Raw genomic sequence first — 25,033 nt, 5'->3', positions numbered from 1 at the left:
GCCGGATCACCATTGGAGTCCTTGGGAGGTGCCCTCATGAGCCTGCTGCTCGAGCCTTACACCCTGCGTCAGCTAACGCTGCCCAACCGCATCGCGGTTTCGCCAATGTGCCAGTATTCCGCCGTCGATGGCCTGGCCAACGACTGGCACCTCGTTCACCTGGGCAGTCGCGCCGTGGGTGGCGCCGGGCTGGTCATCACCGAAGCGGTGGCGGTCACTGCCGATGGGCGGATCACCGCCGAAGACCTTGGCCTGTGGGACGACGCGCAAATCGCGCCGTTGCAGCGCATTACCCGTTTCATCACTGCCCAGGGCGCCGTGCCGGGCATTCAACTGGCCCACGCCGGGCGCAAGGCCAGCACCCATCGCCCATGGCTGGGCAAGCAGGGCAGCGTGAAGATCGAAGATGGCGGCTGGCAGCCAGTGGGCCCGTCGAAGATTGCCTTCGACCCACAGCACACCCCGCCGCGTGAACTGACCCAGGATGAAATCCAGGGCGTGATCGCGGCCTTCGTCGCCGCGACCGAACGGGCGCTGGAGGCCGGTTTCAAGGTGGTCGAGATCCATGCCGCCCACGGCTACCTGCTGCACCAGTTCCTCTCGCCCCTGAGCAACCAGCGCCGCGACGAATATGGCAGCAGCTTCGAAAACCGCATCCGCTTGACCCTTCAGGTTACCGAAGCGGTGCGCAAGGCCTGGCCCCAGGAGTTGCCGCTGTTCGTCCGGGTGTCGGCGACCGATTGGGTGGAAGATGGCTGGAACCCGGATGAGACCGTCGAGCTGGCCCGGCGCCTGCGCGTGCTCGGTGTCGACCTGATCGATGTGTCCTCGGGCGGTACCTCGGTCAACGCCGAAATCCCCACCGGCCCCGGCTACCAGACCCGCTTCGCCGAGCGTGTGCGCAAGGAGTCGGAAATTGCCACCGGCACGGTAGGCATGATCACCGAACCGGCCCAGGCCGAGCACATCCTGCGCACCGGGCAGGCCGATGTCATCTTCCTGGCCCGTGAGCTACTGCGCGACCCGTACTGGCCCCTGCATGCCGATGATGACTTGGGCGGCAACAAGGCGACCTGGCCTGCGCAATATCAGCGCGCTACAAGCCGGGCTAACCCGATTCACGAGTCCGATTTGCGCGATTGAACGCAAGGCTCAGTTGTAGGCAGCCTGGCTGAGGATGTCGCTCACCCATTGATTGATGCTCTTGTGCGCCAGCTCGGCCTTGGTTGCCACGCTGGCGTGCAAAGCAGGTTCCAGGCGCAGGCTCAATTTCCCGGAGTAAGCCTTTTGCGGCTCTTTGCCTAGCCGCTCGCAGGTTTCGATGTAGTCGTCCACCGCCTCCTGAAACGCTTGCCGTAGTTCGCTTATCGACTCTGCATGAAAGCCGATGACGTCACGTATCCCGGCCACGTGGCCGATCAGCAGCTGGTCTTCATCGCTGTATTCGATTCGTGCGGCATAGCCGCGGTAAGTCATTACATTCATGGTGTCACTCCTGCCTGCTCAAGGAACTGGCGGGCGCCGTGCAATTGATAAGGCTTGGCATGCTTGTCTGGATGTGGCCGGTGAAACGTGGCGATCACGCCATTGAGTTCAAAGCGCACGCGCGACCCCCTCCCTTCAATGACCTTGGCTCCGATCGAAATCAGCAGCGATTCCACGCGCACCCATTCCAGGGCCTTGGGCACCGGTTTTTTGAAGATGGCCAGAAGGGTCGATCTTTGATGACTGTTCATGGTATCAGAATATGATACCAAGTCATCAGTTGGCTGTAGGGCGCTCGGTTGAGCTTTGAATGAAAGGTCGCAAAATCAAGAAGCCGAATTGCCCACAGGTACCAAGCAGCATCAAGGCTTGCAGAGTACCTGTGGGAGCCGGCTTGCCGGCGATAGCGTCAGTGATGCCTCCCCAGGTTCAATGCTTGATCATCACATGCCGCACACAGGTGTAATCCTCCAGCCCATACATCGACATGTCCTTGCCATACCCCGAGTGCTTCTGCCCGCCATGGGGCATCTCGCTGACCAGCATGAAGTGGGTGTTGACCCAGGTGCAACCATACTGCAGCCGCGCCGCCAGGCGATGGGCGCGGCCGGTGTCGCGGGTCCACACCGATGAGGCCAGGCCGTATTCCGAGTCGTTGGCCCACTCCAGCGCCTGGGCTTCATCGGTGAAGCGGGTCACCGACACCACCGGGCCGAACACTTCGTTGCGCACGATCTCATCGTCCTGCAAGGCATCGGCCAGCACCGTGGGGGCGAAGAAAAAACCATCCCCAGGCAGTGCCTTGCCGCCGGTGACCAGGCGAATGTGCGGCTGGGCAATGGCGCGGTTCACCAGGCCCGCCACCTTGTCACGGTGCTGGGCGCTGATCAGCGGCCCCAGCTCGGTGTCCTCGGCGTCCTGCACGCCGGCCTTGAGGCTTGCAACCGCCTGGCCCAGGCGCTCGACAAAACGCTCGTAGATGCCGCTTTGCACATACAGGCGGCAGGCCGCCGTGCAATCCTGGCCTGCGTTGTAGAAGCCGAAGGTGCGAATGCCCTCGATGGCGGCATCGATGTCGGCATCGTCGAACACCAGCACCGGCGCCTTGCCGCCCAGCTCCATGTGCATGCGCTTCACGCTGTCGGCCGTGGCGCCGATGATGTGCGCGCCGGTGGGGATCGAGCCGGTCAGCGACACCATGCGCACCTTGGGGTGGGTGACCAGCGGGTTGCCGACCGTTTGCCCACGGCCGAAAAGGATATTGAGCACACCGGCAGGCAGCAGGTCCTTGGCCAGCTCGCCCACCCGCAGGGCGGTCAGCGGGGTCAGCTCGGACGGCTTGATGACCACGGTATTGCCGGCGGCCAGGGCCGGGGCGATCTTCCATGCCAGCATCATCAGCGGGTAGTTCCACGGCGCGATCGAGGCCACCACGCCCAGTGGGTCGCGGCGAATCATAGAGGTGTGCCCCGGCAGGTATTCGCCGGCCGCCGAGCCGCCCAGGCAGCGGGCGGCGCCGGCAAAGTAGCGGAACACATCGACGATGGCCGGTATCTCGTCGTTCAGCGCGGCGGCGAAGGGCTTGCCGCAGTTCTGCGACTCCAGCCTGGCCAGCTCGTCGCCATGCGCCTCGATGGCGTCGGCCAGCGCCAGCAGGGCCAGCGAGCGTTCCTTGGGGCTGGTCTGCGACCAGCTGTCGAAGGCCAGGTCGGCGGCGCGCACGGCGGTATCGACCTGGGCTTCGCTGGCCTCGTTGATCTGTACCAGGGCGCTGCCCTCGGCCGGGTTGAGCACGGTCCAGGCCGGGCCTTCGCCAGCGACCAGGCGGCCATTGATCAGCATATCGGTTTGCATGGGGGCTCCTTTGAGGTCATTTGCCGCTGCCTGCGACGCCTTCACCGCCGCGGGTCAGGTAGTAGGCGCCGAGGATCGGCAGCATGGTCACCAGCATCACCAGCATGGCGACCACGTTGGTCACCGGCACGTCGCGCGGGCGGCTGAGCTGGTTGAGCAACCAGATCGGCAGCGTGCGCTCGTGGCCGGCGGTGAACGTGGTGACGATGATTTCGTCGAACGACAGGGCAAAGGCCAGCATGCCGCCGGCCAGCAGCGCCGAACCGAGGTTGGGCAGGATGATGTAGCGAAAGGTCTGCCAGCCATCGGCGCCCAGGTCCATCGAGGCTTCGATCAGGCTTTGCGAGGTGCGCCGCAGCCGCGCGATCACGTTGTTGTAGACGATCACCACGCAGAAGGTGGCGTGGCCGACGACGATGGTGAAAATCCCAGGCTCGATGCCCAGGCTCTTGAACGCCGACAGCAAGGCGATGCCGGTGATGATGCCGGGCAGGGCGATCGGCAGGATCAGCATCAGCGAAATGCCCTCCTTGCCGAAGAAGCTGCGCCGGTACAGCGCCGCCGACGCCAGGGTGCCGAGCACCAGGGCGATCAGCGTGGCCAGGCAGGCCACCTGCAGCGACAGCTTGATGGCCTCGAGCACGTCCGCGCGGGCGAAGGCCACGGCGAACCATTTCAGGGTCAAGCCCTGGGGCGGGAAGCTGAAGGCGGCGTCTTCGGTGTTGAAGGCGTACAGCACGATGATCAGGATCGGGAAGTGCAAGAACAGCAAGCCGCCCCACGCCGCCAGGCGCAGGCCGAGGGTGGCTTTTTCAGAGTGCATCGAAGGCTCCCAGGCGCTTGACGATGGACAGGTACAGCGCAATCAGCACGATCGGTACCAGGGTGAACGCGGCGGCCATCGGCATGTTGCCGATCGCCCCTTGCTGGGCGTAGACCATGCTGCCGATGAAGTAGCCGGGCGGGCCGATCAGCTGCGGCACGATGAAGTCGCCCAGGGTCAGCGAGAAGGTGAAGATCGAGCCGGCGGCGATGCCTGGGATCGACAGCGGCAGGATCACCTGCCAGAACGTCTGCGCAGGCCTTGCGCCGAGGTCTGCCGAGGCTTGCAGCAGCGACGGCGGCAGGCGCTCGAGCGAGGCCTGGATCGGCAGGATCATGAACGGCAGCCAGATGTACACGAACACCATGAAGCGCCCCAGGTGCGAGGTCGACAGCGTGCTGCCGCCCACCCCGGGCACGGCCAGCACGGCTTGCAGCAGCGCATCCAGGTGCAGTTGCTGGACGAACCACTGGGCCACGCCGCCCTTGGCCAGCAGCAGGGTCCAGGCATAGGTCTTGACGATATAGCTGGCCCACATCGGCAGCATCACCGCGATGTAGAAAAACGCCTTGGTCTTGCCGCTGGTGTAGCGCGCCATGTAGTAGGCGATGGGGAAGGCCAGCACCGCGCTGGCCAGCGACACCGCAACGGCCATGCTCAAGGTGCGCAGGATGATGTCGAAGTTCGAGGGGTTGAACAGGGCGGCGAAGTTGCCCAGGGTCAGGGTCGGCGTCACCGCCATGGTGAAGTCGTCGAAGGTGTAGAAGCCCTGCCACATCAGGTTGAGCAACGACCCCAGGTAGATCGCGCCGAACCAGGTCAAAGGCGGGATCAGCAGCAGTGACAGGTACAGGTTGGGGCGCCGGTACAAAAGGTTGGCAAAGCGCCGCAGCGGGCTTGCAGAGGGTTGCGCCAGGCTCATGTCAGCGGCCCTCGGCCAGCACGGTTTCCTGCAGCGCCGTCATCGCCTCGCGCGGCCAGCGCACCTGCACCCGCTGGCCGGCCTGCCAGGGTTGCGGCTGGTCTTGCCAGCGGTCGTTGGCGTGGCTCACCGCAAGCAATTGGCCGTTGTCCAGCTGCACTTCGTAGCGCGTGGCGCTGCCCTGGTACTGGATGTCGCGCAGCAGGCCGCTGAGCTGCACGTGCGGCCCGTCGCCGGGCAGGTCGCCCAGGCGGATATGTTCGGGGCGAATGGAGAACGGCGCGCGCGCCCCGCTGAGCTGCTCGGCCAGGTCGCCGCGGACCACGTTGGAGGTGCCGACGAATTCGGCGACGAAGGTGGTGGCCGGCTTCATGTAGAGCTGGCGCGGGGTGTCGACTTGCTCGATGCGCCCGCGGTTGAACACCGCCACGCGGTCGGACATCGACAGCGCCTCGGTCTGGTCGTGGGTGACGAAGATGAAGGTGATGCCCAACTGGCGCTGCAGCTTCTTCAGCTCGCCCTGCATCTGTTCGCGCAGCTTCAGGTCGAGCGCGCCCAGCGGCTCGTCGAGCAACAGCACCCGCGGCCGGTTGACCAGGGCGCGGGCCAGGGCCACACGCTGGCGCTGGCCACCGGAAAGCTGCGCCGGCTTGCGCTCGCCGTAGCCGGCCAGGGCGACCATGGCCAGCGCCTCTTCGGCCCGGGCATGGCGTTCGGCCTTGGCCACGCCCTTGACCTTCAGGCCATAGGCAATGTTGTCGCGCACGTTCATGTGCGGGAACAGTGCGTAGTCCTGGAACACCGTGTTGACGTCCCGCTGGTAGGGCGGCACGCCAGCGGCTTCGCTGCCATGGATGCGGATCGAGCCGCTGTCGGGTTGTTCGAAGCCGGCGATCAGGCGCAGGCAGGTGGTCTTGCCCGAGCCTGAAGGGCCGAGCATGGAAAAGAATTCGCCGTCTTCGATGTCGATGCTGACCTGGTCGACAGCCTTGACCTCGCCGAAGGTGCGGCAAACCTGGGTGAACTGGACGGCTAGGGGCATGGGCACTACTCGGCTGTTGTGTTGGGTTGCCTGGCCCCATCGCCGGCACTTGTGGGAGCCGGCGATGGGGCCAGTACAGGCGCAATCGACCTCAGCGCCCGCCCATGATCGCGATGTAGTCCTGGGTCCAGCGGCTATAGGGCACGAACTTGCCGCCCTGGGCCTGTGGCGTCTTCCAGAAGGCAATCTTGTCGAAGTTGTCGAAACCGTTGGTCTTGCACCCTTCGGCCCCCAGCAGTTCGCTGCTGGTGCACGCCGCCGGCACCGCCGGCAACGAGCCGAACCAGGCCGCCACATCGCCTTGCACCTTCGGTTGCAGCGACCAGTCCATCCACTTGTAGGCGCAGTTGGGGTGCTTGGCCTCGCTGTGCAGCATGGTGGTATCGGCCCAGCCCGTGGCGCCTTCCTTCGGAATGGTCGAGGCCACGGGCTGGTTCTCGGCCTTCAGGCCATTGACCATGTAGCCCCACGAACTGGACGCGACCACGCCCTCGTTCTTCACATCGCTCATCTGCACCGTGGCGTCGTGCCAGTAACGATGGATCAGCGGCTGCTGCTGGCGCAGCAGTTCGAGCACGGCCTTGTACTGGGCCTCGTTAAGCTCGTAGGGGTCCTGGATGCCCAGCTCCGGCTTGGCCGATTTCAGGTACAGCGCCGCGTCGGCGATGTAGATCGGCCCGTCGTAGGCCTGCACCCGGCCCTTGTTCGGCTTGCCGTCGGGCAGCGCCTGCGGCTGGAACACCACGCCCCAGCTGGTCGGCGCCTGCTTGAAGGTGTTGGTGTTGTACAGCAGCACGTTGGGGCCCCACTGGTACGGCGTGCCGTAGACTTGCTTGTCGACCACGTACCAGCCGCCGTTCTGCAGGCGTGGGTCGATGTTCTTCCAGTTGGGGATCAGCGCGGTGTTGATCGGCTGCACCTTCTTGCCGACGATCAGCCGCAGCGAGGCATCGCCAGAGGCGGTGACCAGGTCGTAGCCGCCCTTGTTCATCAGGCTGACCATTTCGTCGGAGGTGGCAGCGGTCTTGACGTTGACCTTGCAACCGGTGTCTTTCTCGAAGCCGCTGACCCAGTCATAGGCCTTGTCGCTCTCGCCGCGCTCGATGTAGCCGGGCCAGGCGACGATATCCAGCTGGCCCTCGGTGGCGCCCAGGGCCTTGGGCAGCTCGGCAGCCTGCAGGCCGGCGCTGGCCAGCAGCGCGCCGGTCACGGCGCCGAGCAATGCGGTCTTGTGCACTGACATGGTGTTCCCTCTTGTTCTTGGAAATCGGGGCAGTCATCACGCAAGCGGTGAAGCATTGGCTATAAGCGTAGTGCGCTTGCGCAGTACGTTGGCGATATCGAGTCTAGTTGGCTTTTTGCCAGCTAAAGCAACATCTGGAAGCAAATCCGGGCGTGGCCGGGCACCTGGCAGGGCTTACTCTGGCCGTTACTTTCTGAAACGTGGAGACACGCGCATGAACACCCGGGGCTTGCTCGATCAATTGCTCAAATCCGGCCAGCAACTGCTGAACAAGCAGTCGTCCGCCGGCAAACCTTCGCCAGGCGCGGGCGGGCTCGGCAGCCTGTTGTCCGGTGCTGGCGGCGGTGCCTTGGCCGCCGGGGCCATGGGCCTGCTGCTGGGGAGCAAGAAGGGGCGCAAGGTGGGCGGCAAGGTGCTGACCTACGGCGGCCTGGCGGCCCTTGGTGTGCTTGCCTACAAGGCCTACGGCAACTGGCAGGCGCGCCAGGGCGCGGGGCAGGGCGCGGCGCCGCAGACCCTCGACCGGCTGCCGCCGGCCCAGGCCGAAATCCACAGCCAGGCGGTGCTGCGCGCCCTGGTGGCGGCGGCCAAGTCCGATGGCCATATCGATGAGCGCGAACGGCAACTGATCGAAGGCGAGTTCACCCGCCTGGACAACGACGGCGAGCTGCAGCAGTGGCTGCACACCGAGCTCAACAAGCCCCTGGACCCGGCCGAAGTCGCCCGCGCGGCGCAAACCCCGGAGATGGCGGCGGAGATGTACCTGGCCAGCGTGATGATGGTCGACCAGGAAAACTTCATGGAGCGCGCCTACCTCGACGAACTGGCCCGCCAGCTGCGCCTGGACCCTGCCTTGCGCCAGGAACTGGAGAACCAGGTGCGCCTCGCCTCGGCGCAATAAGTGGCAAATGGCCTGTCCACTGGGCAAGGATGCCTGAATACCCCGCACTTCAGCCGCAAAACCGTAGGAAGCCTAGGCTATACTTCGACGATTTTTCCCGCTCGTTGTGAATTCCTGAGGGCTGAATGTGAAGAACTGGACCTTGCGCCAACGGATCCTGGCAAGTTTCGCCGTGATCATCGCCATCATGCTGCTGATGATCGTGGCCGCCTACTCGCGGCTGGTGGCGATCGAAAGTGCCGAGGAGGCGGTGGGTACCGACAGCATTCCCGGGGTCTACTACAGCTCGATGATCCGCAGCGCCTGGGTCGACAGCTACGTCACCAGCCAGCAGCTGGTGGGGTTGTCCAACCACCGCGAAATCACCCCGGCCGACATGGAGCTGTTCAAGAGCTTCGAAGAGCGCCTCAAGCAGCACATGGCCAGCTACCAGGCCACCATCCAGGACCGCGGCGACCAGGCCAGGTTCGATGACTTCGTGAAGATGGAAGAAACCTACGTCAAGATCGTTGGCGAGGTGCTCGATGCCTATCGCCAGCACAACTACGGCGAAGCCCAGCGGCTGATCAGCGACGTGCTGACCCCGGCCTGGGTCGATGGGCGCAAGCACCTCAACACGGTCATCGAGCACAACCGCGAATCGGCCGATGCCGCCACCCAGGAAATCGTCAGCGCCGTGAGCACCGCCAAGGGCAGCATGATGGTTTCGCTGTTGCTGGCGATCATTGCCGCCGGTATCTGCGGCCTGTTGCTGATGCGCGCCATCACCGCGCCGGTGCAGCGCGTGGTGCATGCCCTCGACAAGCTGCGCTCGGGCGATTTGAGCATGCGCCTGAGCCTGGACCGCAAGGATGAATTCGGCGCCATCGAAAGTGGCTTCAACGAAATGGCCGAGGCGCTGGCCAACCTGGTGTCCCAGGCCCAGCGCTCGTCGGTGCAGGTGACCACCTCGGTCACCGAGATTGCCGCCACCTCCAAGCAGCAGCAGGCCACCGCCACCGAGACCGCAGCCACCACCACCGAGATCGGCGCCACCTCCCGGGAAATCGCCGCCACCTCGCGCGACCTGGTGCGCACCATGACCGAAGTGACCAGCGCCGCCGACCAGGCCTCGAGCCTGGCAGGCTCCGGCCAGCAAGGCCTGGCGCGCATGGAAGAGACCATGCACCAGGTCATGGGGGCTGCCGACCTGGTCAACGCCAAGCTGTCGATCCTCAACGAAAAGGCCAGCAACATCACCCAGATGGTAGTGACCATCGTCAAGGTCGCCGACCAGACCAACCTGCTGTCGCTCAACGCCGCCATCGAAGCGGAAAAGGCCGGCGAATACGGCCGCGGTTTTGCCGTGGTCGCCACCGAGGTGCGGCGCCTGGCCGACCAGACGGCCGTGGCCACCTACGACATCGAGCAGATGGTGCGGGAAATCCAGTCGGCGGTATCGGCCGGGGTCATGGGCATGGACAAGTTCTCCGAAGAAGTGCGCCGCGGCATGTTCGAGGTGCAGCAGGTGGGTGAGCAACTGAGCCAGATCATCCACCAGGTGCAGGCGCTGGCGCCGCGGGTGCTGATGGTCAACGAGGGCATGCAGGCCCAGGCCACCGGTGCCGAGCAGATCAACCAGGCGCTGGCCCAGCTCAGCGACGCCAGTACCCAGACCGTGGAATCGCTGCGCCAGGCCAGCTTTGCCATCGATGAGCTGAGCCAGGTGGCCGCCGGCCTGCGTGGCGGCGTGTCGCGTTTCAAAGTCTGACCCAGATGACCGACCTGCATCCGCATTCGGCAGCGGCGGCCCGCGCCAAGGGCACGCTGTACCTGCAGTTTCGACTCGACCAGCAGCGCTTCGCCCTGGATGTGCGCGAAGTGATCGAGGTGCTGCCGCGCCGGCCGCTCAAGCCGATCGCCCAGGCCCCGGCCTGGGTCGCCGGCATCCTCGCCCACCGCGGCGTGCTGGTGCCGGTGATCGACCTGTGCGCCCTGAGCTTTGCCCGGCCCGCCGCCGAGCGCACCAGCACGCGCCTGGTGCTGGTGCACTACCGCAAGGTGCATCAGCTGGGGCTGATCCTGGAGCAGGCCACCGACACCCTGCGCTGCCCGCCAGACGAGTTCCAGCCCTATGGCCTGGACAACGGCGAGGCGCCTTACCTGGGCCCGGTGCGCCAGGATGCCCAGGGCATGCTGCAGCGCATCGAGGTGGATGACCTGCTCAGCGATGCGGTGCGCGCGTTGCTGTTTGCCGAGCAACCAGGCCAGCAGCAGGTGGGTTCATGAGCCATCAGCGGTTTTTCCGTTTCTTGCAGGAGCGCATCGGCCTGGATGTCGAGTCGGTGGGCATCCCCATGGTCGAGCGGGCCCTGCGCCAGCGTTGTGTCGCCCTGAATGCCGCCGACCTCGACGATTACTGGCTGCGCCTGCAGCAGTCGGCAGACGAACAACAGGCGCTGATCGAGGCGGTGATCGTTCCGGAAACCTGGTTTTTCCGCTACCCCGAATCGTTCACCGCGCTGGTCGGCCTGGCCCACAAGCGCTTGGCCGAACTGGCCGGCGAGCGGCCGTTGCGCCTGCTCAGCCTGCCCTGTTCCACCGGCGAGGAGCCTTACTCGCTGGCCATGGCCTTGCTGGATTCGGGCATGCAGCCGGCGGCCTTCCAGGTCGATGCCATCGATATCAGCCCCAATTCGGTGGCCAAGGCGAAAAAGGCCGTGTACGGGCGCAACTCCTTCCGTGGCCAGGCGCTGGCATTTCGCGAGCGGCATTTCCACGAAGCCGGCGACAACCATGAACTGGACGCGCGGGTGCGGCAGCAGGTGAGGTTCGAAGTGGGCAATGTGCTCGACCCGATCCTGGCCGGGCGCAATGGCCAGTACGATTTCGTGTTCTGCCGCAACCTGCTGATCTACTTCGACGTGCCGACCCAGCAGCGGGTCTTCGAGGTGCTCAAGCGCTTGGTGCACGACCAGGGTGTGCTGTTCATCGGGCCTGCCGAGGGCAGCCTGCTGGCGCGCCTGGGCATGCGCCCGCTGGGGATTGCCCAGTCGTTTGCCTACGTGCGCCAACCTGCCGAAACGCCGGTTGCCGCGCCCAAACCCCTGCACAGCGCCCCCGCCAGCGTCGCGCCGAGCGTGCCCAGCCGGCCAGCGCCAGCGCCTGCGCCGCCGCCGCGCAGGCTGATAGCGGCCGCAGCGCCCAAGGCTGAACCACGCGAGAGCGAAAGCGAGTTGCTGGCCAGCATCGCCCAGCAGGCCAATGCCGGCGACAGCGCCCAGGCGCGAGCGAGCTGCCAGCGCTACCTGCGCGAGTTTGCGCCCAAGGCCCAGGTGTACTACTGGCTGGGGCTGCTCAGCGACACCGAAGGCGACGCCGCGCAAGCGCTGAGCCATTACCGCAAGGCCCTGTACCTGGAGCCGCAGCATGCCGAGGCGCTGCTGCACCTGGCCACTTTGCTGGCCGCCCAAGGGGACAGCGCCGGGGCCCGTCGCCTGCAGGAACGCGCCGCGCGCGCCGGTCGGGAGTCTGAACGATGAACGTCGAACACGCCGTGGCGCTGCTCGCTGAAGACGACCAGCACATCGATGACTGCTGGAACCGCATCGGCGTGCATGGCAACAAGCAGTGCCCGCTTTTGGAGCGGCACATCCACTGCCGCAATTGCGATGTCTACGCTGCAGCCGCCACGCGCCTGCTGGACCGCTACGCGCTGGTCCAGGACGAGCAGGTGCACCATGCGCAGGCCAGCGACGCCCATGCCGGGCGCTCGCTGCTGCTGTTCCGCTTGGGCGAGGAATGGCTGGCGCTGGCCACCGCGTGCCTGGCAGAAATCGCCCCGGTGCAGCCGGTGCATTCGTTGCCACATCAGCGCTCGCGGGTGTTGCAGGGCGTGGCCAACGTGCGCGGCGCACTGGTGCCGTGCCTGTCCCTGGGCGACCTGCTGGGGGTCGAGCAGTTGGTCGAACAACAGCCGCGCAGTGGCCGGGCCATGCCCCGGCTGCTGATCCTCGCTGCGGCAGGCGGCCCGGTGGTGATGGCGGTGGATGAAATTGATGGCATCCACCGCCTGGACCTCGCGCCGGCCGCTGCCGCCGAGGAAGCGGCGCCGTTCACCGCCGCCGTGCTGCAGTGGCGCGGGCGCAGCGTGCGCGTGCTGGATGAACAACAACTACTGTCTGCCGTGCAGCGGAGCCTGTCATGACCCCTGAGCAAATGCGCGACGCATCGTTGCTCGAGCTGTTCAGCCTGGAAGCCGAAGCCCAGACCCAGGTGCTCAGCACCGGGTTGATGGCGCTGGAGCGCAACCCGACCCAGGCCGATCACCTGGAAGCCTGCATGCGCGCGGCCCACTCGCTCAAGGGCGCGGCGCGGATCGTCGGCCTTGATGCCGGGGTCAGCGTGGCCCATGTGATGGAAGACTGCCTGGTGGCCGCCCAGGAAGGCCGGCTGTTGCTGCGTGCCGAGCATATCGATGCGCTGCTGCGCGGTACCGACCTGCTGCTGCATATCGCCACCCCCGATGACCCGCAGGGTGAGGCCGCGGTGCCGGCGTTTCTGGTGCAGATGGCAGGCCTGATCGATCCGTCGGCCGCGCCTGCGCCAGTGGCCCAGGCGCCGCGGGTCGATGTGCCGGTGCCGCCACCTGCGCCAGCGCCGGCCGAGCCGCCCGTGCTCGAAGCCGAGGCGGACAGCGATGCGCCCGCCCTGCGCAAGGCTGGCAAGCGCAGTGGGGAAGGCGGCGAGCGGGTTCTGCGGGTCACGGCCGACCGCCTCAACAGCTTGCTCGACCTGTCGAGCAAGTCGCTGGTCGAGACCCAGCGCCTGAAGCCCTACCTGGCCACCTTGCAGCGCCTCAAACGCATGCACGGCCAGGGCATGCGCGCCCTCGACGGCCTCAAGGCGCAACTGGAGGACAGCGGCCAGAGCCCGGAAGTGCTCGACGCCCTGGCCCAGACCCAGCGCTTGCTGCAAGAGACCCAGCAGATCCTGCAACAGCAGGCCGCCGACCTCGACGAATTCGGCTGGCAAGCCAGCCAGCGCGCACAGTTGCTCTACGACACCGCACTGGCCTGCCGGATGCGCCCGTTCGCCGATGTGCTCACCGGCCAGAGCCGCATGGTCCGTGACCTGGGGCGCTCGCTGGGGAAACAGGTGCGCCTGCAAATCGACGGCGAGAAGACCCAGGTCGACCGCGACGTGCTGGAAAAGCTCGACGCGCCGCTGACCCACCTGCTGCGCAATGCCGTCGACCATGGCATCGAACAGCGCGAGCAGCGCTTGCTGGCCGGCAAGCCGGAGGAGGGCGCGATACGCCTGCGCGCCTCCCACCAGGCCGGCCTGCTGATTCTCGAACTGAGCGATGACGGCGCCGGCATCGACCTTGAGCGGTTGCGCCGCAGCATCGTCGAGCGTGGCCTGTCGCCGGCGGCCACGGTGGCGCAGATGAGCGAGGCGGAGCTGCTGACCTTCCTGTTCCTGCCTGGCTTCAGCATGCGCGACAAGGTGACCGAAGTGTCTGGCCGCGGCGTCGGCCTGGACGCGGTGCAGCACATGGTCCGCGAACTGCGTGGCTCGATCGAGCTGACCCAGGTGGCCGGCCAGGGCTGTCGCTTCCACCTGGAAGTGCCGCTGACCCTGTCGGTGGTGCGCAGCCTGGTGGTGGAGGTGGGCGGCGAGGCCTACGCCTTCCCGCTGGCGCACATCGAACGCACCCTGGAGGTCAGCGCCGAGCAGATCGTGCAGATCGAAGGGCGCCAGCACTTCTGGCACGAGGGCCAGCACATCGGCCTGGTGGCGGCCAGCCAGCTGCTCAACCGGCCCAACGGCCACGGCGAGCAAAGCAGCTTGCGCGTGGTGGTGATCCGCGAACGGGAACAGCTCTACGGCGTGGCCGTGGAGCGCCTGGTCGGCGAGCGGGTGCTGGTGGTGATGCCGCTCGACCCGCGCCTGGGCAAGGTCCAGGACATCTCCGCCGGCGCCCTGCTGGACGACGGCTCGGTGGTGTTGATCGTCGACGTCGAAGACCTGCTGCGCTCGGTGGAGAAGCTGCTGAGCACCGGCCGCCTGGAACGTATCGAACGTGGCGCCCAGGCCGGGCGCGGCGCTGCGCGCAAGCGCATCCTGGTGGTCGACGATTCGCTGACCGTGCGCGAACTGCAGCGCAAGCTGTTGAGCAACCGGGGCTACGAAGTGGCCGTGGCGGTGGATGGCATGGACGGCTGGAACGCCCTGCGGGGCGAGGACTTCGACCTGCTGATCACCGACATCGACATGCCGCGCATGGACGGCATCGAGCTGGTCACCCTGGTGCGCCGCGACCAGCGGCTGCAGTCGTTGCCGGTGATGGTGGTGTCGTACAAGGACCGCGAGGAAGATCGCCGGCGTGGTCTGGATGCCGGCGCCGACTATTATTTGGCCAAGGCCAGCTTCCACGACGATGCGTTGCTGGATGCGGTGGTCGAACTGATCGGAGGTGCTCAAGGATGAAGATCGCCATCGTCAACGACATGCCCATGGCCGTGGAGGCGTTGCGCCGGGCCTTGGCCTTCGAGCCTGCGCACGAAGTGATCTGGGTCGCCGGCAATGGCGCCGAGGCCGTGGGCAAGTGCGCCGAGGCCACCCCCGACCTGATCCTCATGGACCTGATCATGCCGGTGATGGACGGCGTCGAGGCGACCCGGCGGATCATGGCCGAGACGCCGTGCGCCATCGTCATCGTCACCGTCGACCGCAAGCAGAACGTGCACCGGGTGTTCGAAGCCATGGGCCATGGCGCCCTGGATGTGGTCGACACCCCGGCGCTTGGCGCGGGCGATGCGCGCGAGGCGGCGGCGCCGCTGCTGCGCAAGATCCTCAACATCAGCTGGCTGATCGGCCAGCAGCGCCCCAGTGCGACCAAACCGGTGGCCGCGCCCATACGCGATGCCGCCCAGCGCCGGGGCCTGGTGGCGATAGGCTCCTCGGCCGGTGGGCCGGCGGCCCTCGAGGTGCTGCTCAAGGGCCTGCCCAAGGCGTTTCCGGCGTCCATCGTGCTGGTGCAGCATGTCGATCAGGTGTTCGCCGCCGGCATGGCCGAATGGCTCAGCAGCGCCTGCGGGCTGCCGGTGCGCCTGGCCCGCGAGGGCGAGCCGCCGCAGCCGGGGCAGGTGCTGCTGGCCGGCACCAACCACCATATCCGCCTGCTGCACAATGGCCAGTTGGCCTACACTGCTGAACCGGTCAACGAAATCTACCGGCCCTCGATCGATGTGTTCTTCGAGAGCGTGGCGCGCTACTGGCGCGGCGATGCGGTGGGCGTGCTGCTCACCGGCATGGGCCGCGATGGCGCCCAGGGCCTCAAACTGATGCGCCAGCAGGGCTTCCTGACCATTGCCCAGGACCAGTCCAGCAGCGCAGTCTACGGCATGCCCAAGGCCGCCGCGGCAATCGATGCGGCGGTGGAAATCCGTCCGCTGGAGCGAATTGCCGGGCGCTTGATGGAAATCTTTGCAAAATGACGATATGTATTGAATCACGCCGCCCCGGCTGCAGTGATCAGGTGAAAATGGATGACTGATTTACCGATCGACGGTTTCGCGACTACCAACGAAAACTCGGCGATGGTGCTGCTGGTCGACGATCAGGCGATGATCGGCGAAGCCGTGCGTCGTGGCCTGGCCCATGAAGAGAACATCGACTTCCACTTCTGCGCCGACCCGCACCAGGCGGTGGCCCAGGCCATGCGCATCAAGCCCACGGTGATTCTCCAGGACCTGATCATGCCCGGCCTGGACGGCCTGACCCTGGTGCGCGAATACCGCAACAACCCGGCCACCCAGGACATTCCGATCATCGTCCTGTCGACCAAGGAAGACCCGCTGGTCAAGAGCGCAGCGTTCGCCGCCGGCGCCAACGACTACCTGGTCAAGCTGCCCGACACCATCGAGCTGGTGGCGCGCATTCGCTACCACTCGCGCTCGTACCTGACGCTGTTGCAGCGGGACGAGGCCTACCGCGCCTTGCGCGTCAGCCAGCAGCAGCTGCTCGACACCAACCTGATGCTGCAGCGGCTGATGAACTCCGACGGCCTCACCGGGTTGTCCAACCGCCGCCACTTCGACGAGTACCTGGAGCTGGAATGGCGCCGGGCCATGCGTGAACAGCAGCAGTTGTCGCTGCTGATGATCGATGTGGATTTCTTCAAGGTGTTCAACGACAGCTTCGGCCATCTGGCCGGCGACGAGGCGCTGCGCCAGGTCGCCGAAGCCATCCGTGGCTCGTGCTCGCGGCCCACCGACCTGCCGGCACGCTACGGTGGCGAGGAATTTGCCCTGGTGCTGCCCAACACCTCGCCGGGCGGGGCGCGGCTGGTGGCGGAAAAACTGCGCCAGACCGTGCATGGCCTGAACATCCCGCACATCGCCCCCGAGGCCGACTCGCGGCTGACCGTGAGCATTGGCCTGGCCACCCAGACGCCAGCGATCGGCAGCCATTGCCGGCAGCTGATCTCGGCGGCGGACAAGGGCCTGTACCTGGCCAAGGACAGCGGCCGCAACCAGGTCGGGATCGCCTGAAGCGCCTCATCGCCGGCTGGCCGGCGATGAGGCTGTCTCGACTGCCCGGCGGGTCTGCCGCCAAGCCCAAGACTCGGTTATACTCCCCGGCTTTTCACCGAATTCGCGCGAGTAGCCTGCCCATGGAAATCCAACCGATCCTGAACACCATCAAGGACCTTACCGAGCGTTCCCAGTCCATTCGGGGGTATCTTTGACTACGATCACAAGCATGACCGCCTGATCGAAGTCAACCGCGAGCTGGAAGACGCGGCCGTCTGGAACAAGCCCGAGTACGCCCAGGCCCTGGGCCGCGAGCGTGCCATGCTGGCGCAGGTCGTCGAGACCCTGGACAAGATGGCCAATGGCCTGGCCGACTGCAAGGACCTGCTCGACATGGCCGTCGAGGAAGGTGATGAAAGCGCTGTCAGCGATGTCGAGACCGAACTGCAGGCCCTGGAAGAATCCCTGGCCCAGCTCGAGTTCCGTCGCATGTTCAGCGGCGAGATGGACATGAACAACGCCTACCTGGACATCCAGGCCGGCTCCGGCGGTACCGAAGCGCAAGACTGGGCCAACATCCTGCTGCGCATGTACCTGCGCTGGGCCGACAAGCGCGGTTTCGACGCCACCATCATCGAGCTCTCCGAAGGTGAAGTCGCCGGCATCAAGGGCGCTACCGTGCACATCAAGGGCGAGTACGCCTTCGGCTGGCTGCGCACCGAGATCGGCGTGCACCGCCTGGTACGCAAGAGCCCGTTCGACTCCGGTGCCCGTCGCCACACCTCGTTCTCGGCGGTGTTCGTGTCGCCCGAGATCGACGACAAGGTCGAGATCGAGATCAACCCGTCCGACCTGCGCATCGACACCTACCGCTCCTCCGGTGCCGGTGGCCAGCACGTGAACACCACCGACTCGGCGGTTCGTATCACCCACGTGCCGACCAACACCGTGGTGGCCTGCCAGAACGAACGCTCCCAGCACGCCAACAAGGACACCGCCATGAAAATGCTGCGGGCCAAGTTGTACGAACTGGAAATGCAAAAGCGCAACGCCGCTTCCCAGGCGCTGGAAGACAGCAAGTCGGACATCGGCTGGGGCCACCAGATCCGCTCCTATGTGCTGGATGACTCGCGCATCAAGGACCTTCGCACCGGCGTCGAGCGTAGCGACTGCAACAAGGTTCTGGACGGCGACATCGACCAGTACCTGGAAGCGAGCCTCAAGCAGGGGCTGTAAGCCGCACACCACTGCCGCGATGCCTGGCTGCCCGCCGGTGTCGCGTGCCCTGCCCGAATAGGGCAACGAATACCTGATGGAAAGAATGACGACATGAGCGACCTCAAGACCGAATCGCAAGACCTGCAACAGGAAGAAAACGCCCTGATCGCCCTGCGCAAGGAAAAACTTGCCGCCGAGCGTGCCAAGGGCAATGCCTTCCCCAACGACTTCCGTCGCGACAGCTACTGCAACGACCTGCAGAAGCAGTACGCGGACAAGACCAAGGAAGAGCTGGAAGCAGCCGCGATCCCGGTCAAGGTTGCCGGTCGCATCATGCTCAACCGTGGCTCGTTCATGGTGATCCAGGACATGACCGGCCGCATCCAGGTCTACGTCAACCGCAAGACCCTGCCCGAAGAGACCCTGGCCGCGGTCAAGACCTGGGATTTGGGCGACATCATCAGCGCCGAAGGCACCCTGGCCCGTTCCGGCAAGGGCGACCTGTACGTCGAGATGACCAACGTGCGCCTGCTGACCAAGTCGCTGCGCCCGCTGCCCGACAAGCACCACGGCCTGACCGACACCGAGCAGCGCTACCGCCAGCGCTACGTCGACCTGATGGTCAACGAAGAAACCCGCCACACCTTCCGTGTGCGTTCGCAGGTGATCTCGCACATCCGCAAGTTCCTCATCGAGCGCGACTTCCTCGAAGTCGAGACGCCGATGCTGCAGACCATCCCTGGCGGCGCCGCGGCCAAGCCGTTCGAAACCCACCACAATGCCCTGGACATGGCCATGTTCCTGCGCATCGCGCCGGAGCTGTACCTCAAGCGCCTGGTGGTCGGTGGCTTTGAAAAAGTGTTCGAGATCAACCGCAACTTCCGTAACGAAGGCGTATCGACTCGTCACAACCCTGAATTCACCATGCTCGAGTTCTACCAGGCCTACGCCGACTACCGCGACAACATGGACCTCACCGAGGAACTGTTCCGCGAGCTGGCGCTGCTGGTACTGGGCAGCACCGACGTGCCGTATGGCGACAAGGTGTTCCACTTCGGCGAGCCGTTCGCGCGCCTGTCGGTGTTCGACTCGATCCTCAAGTACAACCCCGAGCTCACCGCCGCCGACCTGCAGGACGTCGACCGTGCCCGTGATATCGCCAAGAAGGCCGGCGCCAAGGTGCTGGGCCACGAGGGCCTGGGCAAGCTGCAGGTGATGATTTTCGAAGAGCTGGTCGAGCACAAGCTGGAGCAGCCGCACTTCATCACCGAGTACCCGTTCGAAGTCTCGCCGCTGGCCCGTCGCAACGACGACAACCCGGCCGTGACCGACCGTTTCGAGCTGTTCATCGGTGGCCGCGAGATCGCCAACGCCTACTCCGAGCTCAACGATGCCGAAGACCAGGCCGAACGCTTCCTGGCCCAGGTGGCCGAGAAGGACGCCGGTGACGACGAAGCCATGCACTACGACGCCGACTTCGTGCGTGCGCTGGAGTACGGCATGCCGCCGACCGCAGGCGAAGGCATCGGTATCGACCGCCTGGTCATGCTGCTGACCAACTCGCCATCGATTCGCGATGTGATCCTGTTCCCGCACATGCGCCCACAGGCCTGAGCGAACTGAACAAGCCGCCTTTCGAGGCGGCTTTTTCATGCCTGAAGACTGTCTGTAGCAGCCCTATCGCCGGCAAGCCGGCTCCCACAGGAAGCGTTGTGGAGTTCCTGTGGGAGCCGGCTTGCCGGCGATAGGGGCCGCCGCTGACTCGAACAATGAGGTACCCAGAGTGACCCCCGCAATGGCCCAGCAAGGCGCCGCCGGCATCGCCAGCGCCGTCGCCGAAAGCGTGCAATACCAAGGCCGCAAGACCGCCCGTCAAGGCAGCGAACAGCGCCGCCAGCTGATCCTCGACGCCGCCATGCGCATCGTCGTGCGTGATGGCGTGCGCGGCGTGCGCCACCGCGCCGTGGCCGCGGAAGCGGGCGTGCCGCTGTCCGCCACCACCTACTACTTCAAAGATATCGAAGACCTGCTCACCGACACCTTCGCCCAGTACGTCGAACGCAGCGCCGCCTACATGGCCAAGCTGTGGGCCAACACCGAAGTGGTGCTGCGTCAGCTGCTCGCCCAGGGCGACGGCAGTGCGCAATCGCGCGCGCGGCTGGCCGACGAAGTGGCACGCATGACCGCCGACTATGTGTCGCGCCAGTTGCTCAACCGCCGTGACTTCCTCATGGCCGAGCAGGCCTTCCGCCAGGAGGCGCTGCTGTGCCCGCGCCTGGCCGAGCTGGTGCGCGCCCACCAGCAGATCCTGCTGCATGGCACGCGGCAGATGCTGCAGGTGGTGGGCTCGCGCCAACCCGAACAGGACGCCCAGATGTTGACGGCGATTATCGAGCAGATGGAATATCAGGGCCTGCTCAAGGATGCCGATGCGCAAGCCGATGGGCAGATGCTCGCTATGCTTACCCGTTACCTGCACCTGGTGCTGGCATCGGCCTGAGCCGAGAACGACCTTTCAAGGAGAACCTGATGAAAGCCTGGCGTGTGGTGCTGTTGACGTTGTCATTCCTGCTGCTGGGCGGTTGTCTGGTGACCTTCCACGAACCGCTGCCGAGCAACCAGGCGGCGCCCAAGGCGCTGCTGGGCAAGTGGCACAGCAAGGATGCCTGGGGCGAGCCGCTGCAGTTGGTGATCAGCCGCAGTGGCGCTGGCGCCTACAAGGCCGTGGCCACGGCCAAGGGCAAGAAGCCTGAGGAATATGTCTTTAGCGTGTCGCGCCATGGCAACCGCTGGTACCTCTCGGCCGGGGTGCCCAAGCGCCTGGGCGGCAACTTCCTGATCGGCGGGTTCGACATCGTCGAGGGCAAGCAACTGGTGCTCTACAACCTCGACGTCGAGCAGATCGAGCAGGCGGTGGAGAAGAAGGAACTGACCGGGCGCAGCACCCAGGTGCCGGAAGACAACGGCGCCGGGGTGCTGATCGACAGCCCGTCGGCGCGGGTGCTGGCCTACCTGGACGACCCGGCCAACTCCGACCTGTTCGTCGAGGTGGCACGCTTCCAGCGCAGCGGCAAATAGCCAGGATCTGATTTTCAAGGAGTCCCCGGTGGACGAATACCAGCAGACCATCCGCGCCCTGTCCGATCGCATCGTCACGGCGCAGACCCCGATCCGCGTGCTCGATGCGGTGAAGTGGGACGACAATATTCGCCAGGGTTTCCTCAAGGCCAGGGGCAAGGAGCCACCGGCGGTGGACCGTGCCTATTACCAGTCGCGCCCGCTGTCGTTCGACTCCAGCGCGGTGAAGGCCGAATTCCAGAGCATCGAGCGCGACATCACCCGCCAGCTGGGCCAGTTCAACCCGGTCGGGCAGATCATGCGGCGCATGTGCAAGGAGTACCGCATGGTGGTGCGCATGCTCGAAGCGCGCGGCACCGAGGATTTCGGCCTGATCTCCCAGGAGCTGTATGGCGCCGCCTCCGATGCCTTCCACGCCGGTGACCCGACCCTGGCCGACCTGGGCCTGATGCTCTCGGACTACCTCAACAACATCGATGGCCGCGGCGACCTCAAGGACGAGCCGAAGAACCTCACCGCCAAGGAGGCCGTGGACATCCTCCAGCAGCGCCTGAACAAGGTGTTCGGCGAGGCCGAGGAAACCATCCGCGTGTTCGAGTCCGACGGCATCGTCGCCGACGCCGCAGCCGGTGCCGACTACATCAAGATTCGCGCCGACGCCATGTTCAACAGCCGCGACGTGCGCGCGCTGGAAGTGCATGAAGGGCTGGTGCACGTGGGCACCACGCTCAATGGCCTGAACCAGCCGATCTGCACCTTCCTGGCCAAGGGCCCGCCCTCCTCGACGGTGACCCAGGAGGGCCTGGCGATCCTCATGGAGGTGATCGCGTTCGCCTCCTACCCCAGCCGCCTGCGCAAGCTCACCAACCGCACCCGGGCCATCCACATGGTCGAGGAGGGCGCGGACTTCCTGCAGGTGTTCGAGTTCTTCCGCGCCCAGGGTTTCGAAATGGCGCAAAGCTACAGCAACGCCAGCCGGGTGTTCCGCGGTTCGGTGCCCAATGGCCTGCCATTCACCAAGGACTTGTCCTACCTCAAGGGCTTCATCATGGTTTACAACTACATTCAGTTGGCCGTGAAGAAGGGCAAGCTCGAGCAGATTCCGCTGCTGTTCTGCGGCAAGACCACCCTGGAAGACATGCGCACCCTGCGCCAACTGGTCGAAGAGGGCCTGGTCGAGCCACCCAAGTACCTGCCCGAACAGTTCCGCGACCTCAACGCCCTGTCGGCGTGGATGTGCTTCTCCAACTTCCTCAACCACCTGAGCCTGGATCGCATTGAAGCCGATTACGCGAACATTCTCTGAGCGCTGCCGCCTGCTGGCCCTGGGCATGCTCCTGCTGGGGCTGGGCGGTTGCAGCAGCCTGCTGTTCTACCCCGAACCGGGCGAAGCGTTCACCCCCGCGCGGGCCCAGCTGCAGTACCGCGATGTCACGCTCACCACCTCCGATGGCGTGCGCCTGCATGGCTGGTGGCTGCCGGCCAAGGCCGGCGTCGAGGTCAAGGGCACGGTGCTGCACCTGCATGGCAACGGCGGCAACCTGCCCGGCCACCTGGGCGCCAGCTACTGGTTGCCGGAGCAGGGCTACCAGGTGCTGATGATCGATTACCGCGGCTATGGCCTGTCCCAGGGCAAGCCCAGCTTGCCGGAGGTGTATGAGGACATCGCGGCCGCCATGGCCTGGCTCGACCAGGCGCCGCAGGTCAAGGGCAAGCCTTTGGTGCTGCTGGGCCAGAGCCTCGGCGGGGCGATGGCGATCCATTACCTGGCGCAGCATCCCGAGCAGCGTCAACGCTTCAGTGCACTGGTATTCGATGGTGTGCCGGCCAGCTACCGCGCGGTCGGCCGTTATGCCCTGAGCACTTCATGGCTGACCTGGCCGCTGCAGGTGCCGTTGTCCTACCTGGTGCCGGACGGCGACAGCGCAATCCGCTCGGTCGAGCAGCTTGCCAGCCCGCCCAAGCTGTTCTTCCACAGCATCGACGACACCCTGGTGCCGATGGACAACGGCATCCGCCTGTACCAGCACGCACCGCCACCGCGGGTATTGCAGCTGACCCGTGGCGGCCATGTGCAGACCTTCGCTGACCCGGTGTGGCGCCAGGTGATGCTCCGCTTCCTGGATGACCCCAGCCATTTCAACGGCCTGCGGCGCCTTGCCGAAGTGCCCAACTACCCTGACCAGAAGAAGAACCCGCAATGAGTGAAGAACGCAACGCCATCCCCCTGATCCTGACCGGTGTCGGCAGCATCATCGTGACGGTGGGGGCCCTCTGGTATTACGGCTACCTGCATTTCGCCAAGCCCGAGGATGCGCTGCTGTTGCAGGATTTCACCATGCTCAAGACCGTGCCGGGCGAAGACTACAAGGTCTCGCTGGAGCCTGCGGCGCAGGTGGCGCAGTGCATGGATGGCGTGCTGGTGCTGTTCGATACGCAGCAGAAGGGCTTGACCGGGGTGCTGGTGGACAACCGCAAGCGCGCGGTGCGCTGCATGGGGGAGGAGACCCCACAGCAGGTGCAGTGATGCCATTGGCTTCCACCTGTGGGAGCCGGCTTGCCGGCGATAGGGCCGGTACAGTCAAGAAAAAGCCCCGCATCGCGCGGGGCTTTTCATTTCAGCCAAGCCAGCTTGCGCTTAGCGCTGGCTCACCGAACGCGGTGCCACCGGCTGGTTGTCGTTGGAGATGGTCACCTCCACCCGACGGTTCTGCGCACGGCCGGAGTTGCTGGCGTTGTCCGCTACCGGGTACTCCTTGCCATAACCCTGGGCGACGATGCGCGCAGGGTCGACGCCGGCACGTACCAGCGCCATGCGCACGGCGCCGGCGCGGCGCTCGGAGAGGGTCTGGTTGTAGTTGGCCGAACCCACGCTGTCGGTGTAGCCCTCGACGATCACCTTGCGCTCAGGGTTCTCCTGAAGGAACTGAGCCAGCTTGGTGACGTTGGGCAAGGCGCTGCTCTTGAGCTGGGCCTTGTTGAAGTCGAACAGCACATCGCCGAAGGTCACCAGGGTGCCGCGGTCGGTCTGCTTGGCGTTGAGGCTGTCCTGCAGCTTGGCGATCTGCGCGTCGCGGGCATCGAGCTTGGCCTTGGCGCGTTCGGCGGAAGCGTTTTTCAGCTCGTTTTCGGCGGTGCGCAGGGCAATGGTCTGCTTGGCCACCTCGACGCGCTGGTTGGTCAGGTAGGCCAGCTGGTCGACCTTCTCGTTGTTCTCACGCTCCATGAAGGCCTTGTCGGCCTTGTTCAGCCAGTCCTGGGCGTCCTTGGTTTCGAGGGCCGCGACCTTGCTTGCCTGTGGGTCGCTCTGCAGCGCCGAGAAGTTGGTGCGGGCCGATTCCAGGTTCGGGTTCGGGTCGTGGGAGCAGGCAGCGAGACCGACGCTCAGGGCCAGCAGGGCGGGAATCATGACGTAATTGCGCATAGTGTTCATCCTTTGATCGATTGCGAAGGCTCAGGTTAGGGGTGCCGCGCTCACTGAGCGCTGCGCATGCCTTCCTGACGCACGTCCTGGACGCCCTGGCGGGCTTCCTGTACGGCCTTCTCGGCCTTGGCCGCCTGGGCCTTGCGTTCGGCGAGGCGAGCGTCCCACTCGGCCTGCTCGGCCAGGCGCTTGGCGTCGTCGTACTTCTTGTCGTGCATGGCGATTTCGGCTTCTTTGAACTTGTCCTGCGCGGCTTTCATTTCCACGGCGGCAAACTCGGTGCCGCCAGCGCTGACCGCGGAGTTCACGGCGGACTGGGTCACGGCGTACTGCTCGGTCGGCGGGTTGCCGGCACAGCCGGCCAGGACCAGGCTACTGCCCAGGGCCAGCGCGGCCAGCTTGAGTCCGCGCACATGGGGGGATGAGGGTTTCGCGGTGCGGGTCTTCATGGTGGTCAGCTCCATTGGATCACTCCTGATAACGACAATGTCCGTAGCAGTCCATCGCTCAATCCCTGACCTTTG

Annotated in this window: 25 protein-coding genes; 16 read left to right on the top strand and 9 right to left on the bottom strand. The window is 65.5% G+C overall.

All coding sequences use genetic code 11. The annotated features are described in order from the left end of the window. The first annotated feature begins 36 nt into the window (after window positions 1–36). Window positions 37–1,143, top strand: a complete 1,107-nt coding sequence (locus ACIPG5_RS07560) for an NADH:flavin oxidoreductase/NADH oxidase (protein ID WP_176513635.1) — start codon at window positions 37–39, stop codon at window positions 1,141–1,143. 9 nt (window positions 1,144–1,152) lie between these two features. Here the strand turns inward: ACIPG5_RS07560 and ACIPG5_RS07555 are convergent, their stop codons facing one another. The 7 genes from ACIPG5_RS07555 to ydcS form a co-directional block, all read right to left on the bottom strand. Beyond that, complete coding sequence (locus ACIPG5_RS07555) at window positions 1,153–1,485, bottom strand: type II toxin-antitoxin system HicB family antitoxin (RefSeq protein ID WP_176513633.1); 333 nt, start codon at window positions 1,483–1,485, stop codon at window positions 1,153–1,155. After that, the gene (locus ACIPG5_RS07550) at window positions 1,482–1,736 is read right to left on the bottom strand and encodes a type II toxin-antitoxin system HicA family toxin (RefSeq protein ID WP_286912982.1); all 255 of its coding nucleotides are present in this window, start codon (window positions 1,734–1,736) and stop codon (window positions 1,482–1,484) included. The genes ACIPG5_RS07555 and ACIPG5_RS07550 overlap by 4 nt, the downstream gene beginning before the upstream one ends. A 178-nt stretch (window positions 1,737–1,914) precedes the next feature. Beyond that, window positions 1,915–3,339, bottom strand: a complete 1,425-nt coding sequence (locus ACIPG5_RS07545; RefSeq protein WP_314617447.1) for a gamma-aminobutyraldehyde dehydrogenase — start codon at window positions 3,337–3,339, stop codon at window positions 1,915–1,917. Window positions 3,340–3,355: 16 nt separating this feature from the next. Beyond that, window positions 3,356–4,162, bottom strand: a complete 807-nt coding sequence (locus tag ACIPG5_RS07540) for an ABC transporter permease (RefSeq protein ID WP_236237327.1) — start codon at window positions 4,160–4,162, stop codon at window positions 3,356–3,358. Beyond that, window positions 4,152–5,084 (bottom strand): ABC transporter permease, encoded by a 933-nt coding sequence (locus ACIPG5_RS07535; RefSeq protein ID WP_401374049.1) that lies wholly within the window; start codon window positions 5,082–5,084, stop codon window positions 4,152–4,154. The genes ACIPG5_RS07540 and ACIPG5_RS07535 overlap by 11 nt, the downstream gene beginning before the upstream one ends. A 1-nt stretch (window position 5,085) precedes the next feature. Beyond that, entirely contained in the window at window positions 5,086–6,126 is a 1,041-nt protein-coding gene (locus ACIPG5_RS07530; protein ID WP_176513623.1) for an ABC transporter ATP-binding protein, read from the bottom strand. A 91-nt stretch (window positions 6,127–6,217) separates the two neighbouring features. Next, a complete protein-coding gene (ydcS, locus tag ACIPG5_RS07525) occupies window positions 6,218–7,369 on the bottom strand; it encodes a putative ABC transporter substrate-binding protein YdcS (protein WP_401374046.1) in 1,152 nt (383 codons plus the stop codon). Window positions 7,370–7,583: 214 nt separating this feature from the next. Here ydcS and ACIPG5_RS07520 point away from each other — a divergent pair, with 214 nt between their 5' ends. From ACIPG5_RS07520 to ACIPG5_RS07450, 15 genes are all read left to right on the top strand, one after another. Then, window positions 7,584–8,270: a tellurite resistance TerB family protein gene (locus tag ACIPG5_RS07520; protein ID WP_236237324.1), complete on the top strand. Its 687-nt coding sequence runs from the start codon at window positions 7,584–7,586 to the stop codon at window positions 8,268–8,270. Window positions 8,271–8,397: 127 nt separating this feature from the next. Then, window positions 8,398–10,020: a methyl-accepting chemotaxis protein gene (locus ACIPG5_RS07515; protein WP_176513617.1), complete on the top strand. Its 1,623-nt coding sequence runs from the start codon at window positions 8,398–8,400 to the stop codon at window positions 10,018–10,020. Window positions 10,021–10,025: 5 nt separating this feature from the next. Continuing rightward, complete coding sequence (locus tag ACIPG5_RS07510) at window positions 10,026–10,538, top strand: chemotaxis protein CheW (RefSeq protein ID WP_286912978.1); 513 nt, start codon at window positions 10,026–10,028, stop codon at window positions 10,536–10,538. Next, window positions 10,535–11,791: a CheR family methyltransferase gene (locus tag ACIPG5_RS07505; RefSeq protein WP_401374043.1), complete on the top strand. Its 1,257-nt coding sequence runs from the start codon at window positions 10,535–10,537 to the stop codon at window positions 11,789–11,791. Before ACIPG5_RS07510 ends, ACIPG5_RS07505 begins: the two co-directional genes overlap by 4 nt. Beyond that, window positions 11,788–12,456 carry a chemotaxis protein CheW gene (locus ACIPG5_RS07500; protein ID WP_401374041.1) on the top strand — a complete coding sequence of 223 codons (669 nt, stop codon included), beginning with the start codon at window positions 11,788–11,790 and terminating at the stop codon, window positions 12,454–12,456. The genes ACIPG5_RS07505 and ACIPG5_RS07500 overlap by 4 nt, the downstream gene beginning before the upstream one ends. Beyond that, window positions 12,453–14,741, top strand: coding sequence for a hybrid sensor histidine kinase/response regulator (locus ACIPG5_RS07495; RefSeq protein ID WP_176513608.1), 2,289 nt, complete (start codon window positions 12,453–12,455; stop codon window positions 14,739–14,741). Before ACIPG5_RS07500 ends, ACIPG5_RS07495 begins: the two co-directional genes overlap by 4 nt. Then, entirely contained in the window at window positions 14,738–15,751 is a 1,014-nt protein-coding gene (locus ACIPG5_RS07490; protein ID WP_176513606.1) for a chemotaxis response regulator protein-glutamate methylesterase, read from the top strand. Before ACIPG5_RS07495 ends, ACIPG5_RS07490 begins: the two co-directional genes overlap by 4 nt. A 51-nt stretch (window positions 15,752–15,802) precedes the next feature. Then, window positions 15,803–16,807 (top strand): Wsp signal transduction system regulator diguanylate cyclase WspR, encoded by a 1,005-nt coding sequence (gene wspR / locus ACIPG5_RS07485; protein ID WP_176513604.1) that lies wholly within the window; start codon window positions 15,803–15,805, stop codon window positions 16,805–16,807. A gap of 122 nt (window positions 16,808–16,929) precedes the next feature. Further along, window positions 16,930–18,025, top strand: a protein-coding gene (gene prfB / locus ACIPG5_RS07480; protein ID WP_236237318.1) for a peptide chain release factor 2 whose coding sequence is annotated in 2 segments (ribosomal slippage) — window positions 16,930–17,001 and window positions 17,003–18,025 — 1,095 coding nt in all. Because the reading frame shifts where the segments join, the coding sequence is not laid out codon by codon here. Window positions 18,026–18,118: 93 nt separating this feature from the next. Then, window positions 18,119–19,621, top strand: coding sequence for a lysine--tRNA ligase (gene lysS / locus ACIPG5_RS07475; protein ID WP_016712972.1), 1,503 nt, complete (start codon window positions 18,119–18,121; stop codon window positions 19,619–19,621). 181 nt (window positions 19,622–19,802) lie between these two features. Continuing rightward, window positions 19,803–20,507, top strand: coding sequence for a TetR/AcrR family transcriptional regulator (locus ACIPG5_RS07470; protein ID WP_401374221.1), 705 nt, complete (start codon window positions 19,803–19,805; stop codon window positions 20,505–20,507). Window positions 20,508–20,536: 29 nt separating this feature from the next. Continuing rightward, the gene (locus tag ACIPG5_RS07465) at window positions 20,537–21,085 is read left to right on the top strand and encodes a hypothetical protein (protein WP_176513600.1); all 549 of its coding nucleotides are present in this window, start codon (window positions 20,537–20,539) and stop codon (window positions 21,083–21,085) included. A 28-nt stretch (window positions 21,086–21,113) separates the two neighbouring features. Beyond that, on the top strand, window positions 21,114–22,391 hold the full coding sequence (locus tag ACIPG5_RS07460; protein ID WP_401374037.1) for a flavohemoglobin expression-modulating QEGLA motif protein: 1,278 nt from the start codon (window positions 21,114–21,116) through the stop codon (window positions 22,389–22,391). Beyond that, window positions 22,363–23,289, top strand: coding sequence for an alpha/beta hydrolase (locus ACIPG5_RS07455; RefSeq protein ID WP_401374035.1), 927 nt, complete (start codon window positions 22,363–22,365; stop codon window positions 23,287–23,289). The genes ACIPG5_RS07460 and ACIPG5_RS07455 overlap by 29 nt, the downstream gene beginning before the upstream one ends. Then, a complete protein-coding gene (locus ACIPG5_RS07450) occupies window positions 23,286–23,612 on the top strand; it encodes a hypothetical protein (protein ID WP_176513594.1) in 327 nt (108 codons plus the stop codon). The genes ACIPG5_RS07455 and ACIPG5_RS07450 overlap by 4 nt, the downstream gene beginning before the upstream one ends. 111 nt (window positions 23,613–23,723) lie before the next feature. On the opposite strand, the gene ACIPG5_RS07445 is transcribed toward ACIPG5_RS07450, so the two are convergent. Together ACIPG5_RS07445 and ACIPG5_RS07440 are read right to left on the bottom strand one after the other, a co-directional pair. Further along, entirely contained in the window at window positions 23,724–24,509 is a 786-nt protein-coding gene (locus ACIPG5_RS07445; protein ID WP_176513592.1) for an OmpA family protein, read from the bottom strand. 50 nt (window positions 24,510–24,559) lie between these two features. Next, entirely contained in the window at window positions 24,560–24,973 is a 414-nt protein-coding gene (locus ACIPG5_RS07440) for a DUF4398 domain-containing protein (protein ID WP_236237313.1), read from the bottom strand. Between the last annotated feature and the right edge of the window lie 60 nt (window positions 24,974–25,033).

Origin of the sequence: Pseudomonas sp. NPDC087029 (assembly GCF_044745345.1) — a bacterium.
Classification (GTDB): domain Bacteria; phylum Pseudomonadota; class Gammaproteobacteria; order Pseudomonadales; family Pseudomonadaceae; genus Aquipseudomonas; species Aquipseudomonas faucium.
The sequence above is the reverse complement of the archived record's forward strand: the minus strand, read 5'-3'. Positions and strand labels throughout refer to the sequence as shown.

Excerpts from the sequence above, each read along its gene's own strand:
- ACIPG5_RS07560 (WP_176513635.1), top strand. The coding sequence starts at position 37 with ATGAGCCTGCTGCTCGAGCCTTACACCCTGCGTCAGCTAACGCTGCCC.
- ACIPG5_RS07555 (WP_176513633.1), bottom strand. The coding sequence starts at position 1,485 with ATGAATGTAATGACTTACCGCGGCTATGCCGCACGAATCGAATACAGC.
- ACIPG5_RS07550 (WP_286912982.1), bottom strand. The coding sequence starts at position 1,736 with ATGAACAGTCATCAAAGATCGACCCTTCTGGCCATCTTCAAAAAACCG.
- ACIPG5_RS07545 (WP_314617447.1), bottom strand. The coding sequence starts at position 3,339 with ATGCAAACCGATATGCTGATCAATGGCCGCCTGGTCGCTGGCGAAGGC.
- ACIPG5_RS07540 (WP_236237327.1), bottom strand. The coding sequence starts at position 4,162 with ATGCACTCTGAAAAAGCCACCCTCGGCCTGCGCCTGGCGGCGTGGGGC.
- ACIPG5_RS07535 (WP_401374049.1), bottom strand. The coding sequence starts at position 5,084 with ATGAGCCTGGCGCAACCCTCTGCAAGCCCGCTGCGGCGCTTTGCCAAC.
- ACIPG5_RS07530 (WP_176513623.1), bottom strand. The coding sequence starts at position 6,126 with ATGCCCCTAGCCGTCCAGTTCACCCAGGTTTGCCGCACCTTCGGCGAG.
- ydcS (WP_401374046.1), bottom strand. The coding sequence starts at position 7,369 with ATGTCAGTGCACAAGACCGCATTGCTCGGCGCCGTGACCGGCGCGCTG.
- ACIPG5_RS07520 (WP_236237324.1), top strand. The coding sequence starts at position 7,584 with ATGAACACCCGGGGCTTGCTCGATCAATTGCTCAAATCCGGCCAGCAA.
- ACIPG5_RS07510 (WP_286912978.1), top strand. The coding sequence starts at position 10,026 with ATGACCGACCTGCATCCGCATTCGGCAGCGGCGGCCCGCGCCAAGGGC.
- ACIPG5_RS07505 (WP_401374043.1), top strand. The coding sequence starts at position 10,535 with ATGAGCCATCAGCGGTTTTTCCGTTTCTTGCAGGAGCGCATCGGCCTG.
- ACIPG5_RS07500 (WP_401374041.1), top strand. The coding sequence starts at position 11,788 with ATGAACGTCGAACACGCCGTGGCGCTGCTCGCTGAAGACGACCAGCAC.
- ACIPG5_RS07495 (WP_176513608.1), top strand. The coding sequence starts at position 12,453 with ATGACCCCTGAGCAAATGCGCGACGCATCGTTGCTCGAGCTGTTCAGC.
- ACIPG5_RS07490 (WP_176513606.1), top strand. The coding sequence starts at position 14,738 with ATGAAGATCGCCATCGTCAACGACATGCCCATGGCCGTGGAGGCGTTG.
- wspR (WP_176513604.1), top strand. The coding sequence starts at position 15,803 with ATGACTGATTTACCGATCGACGGTTTCGCGACTACCAACGAAAACTCG.
- lysS (WP_016712972.1), top strand. The coding sequence starts at position 18,119 with ATGAGCGACCTCAAGACCGAATCGCAAGACCTGCAACAGGAAGAAAAC.
- ACIPG5_RS07470 (WP_401374221.1), top strand. The coding sequence starts at position 19,803 with ATGGCCCAGCAAGGCGCCGCCGGCATCGCCAGCGCCGTCGCCGAAAGC.
- ACIPG5_RS07465 (WP_176513600.1), top strand. The coding sequence starts at position 20,537 with ATGAAAGCCTGGCGTGTGGTGCTGTTGACGTTGTCATTCCTGCTGCTG.
- ACIPG5_RS07450 (WP_176513594.1), top strand. The coding sequence starts at position 23,286 with ATGAGTGAAGAACGCAACGCCATCCCCCTGATCCTGACCGGTGTCGGC.
- ACIPG5_RS07445 (WP_176513592.1), bottom strand. The coding sequence starts at position 24,509 with ATGCGCAATTACGTCATGATTCCCGCCCTGCTGGCCCTGAGCGTCGGT.
- ACIPG5_RS07440 (WP_236237313.1), bottom strand. The coding sequence starts at position 24,973 with ATGGAGCTGACCACCATGAAGACCCGCACCGCGAAACCCTCATCCCCC.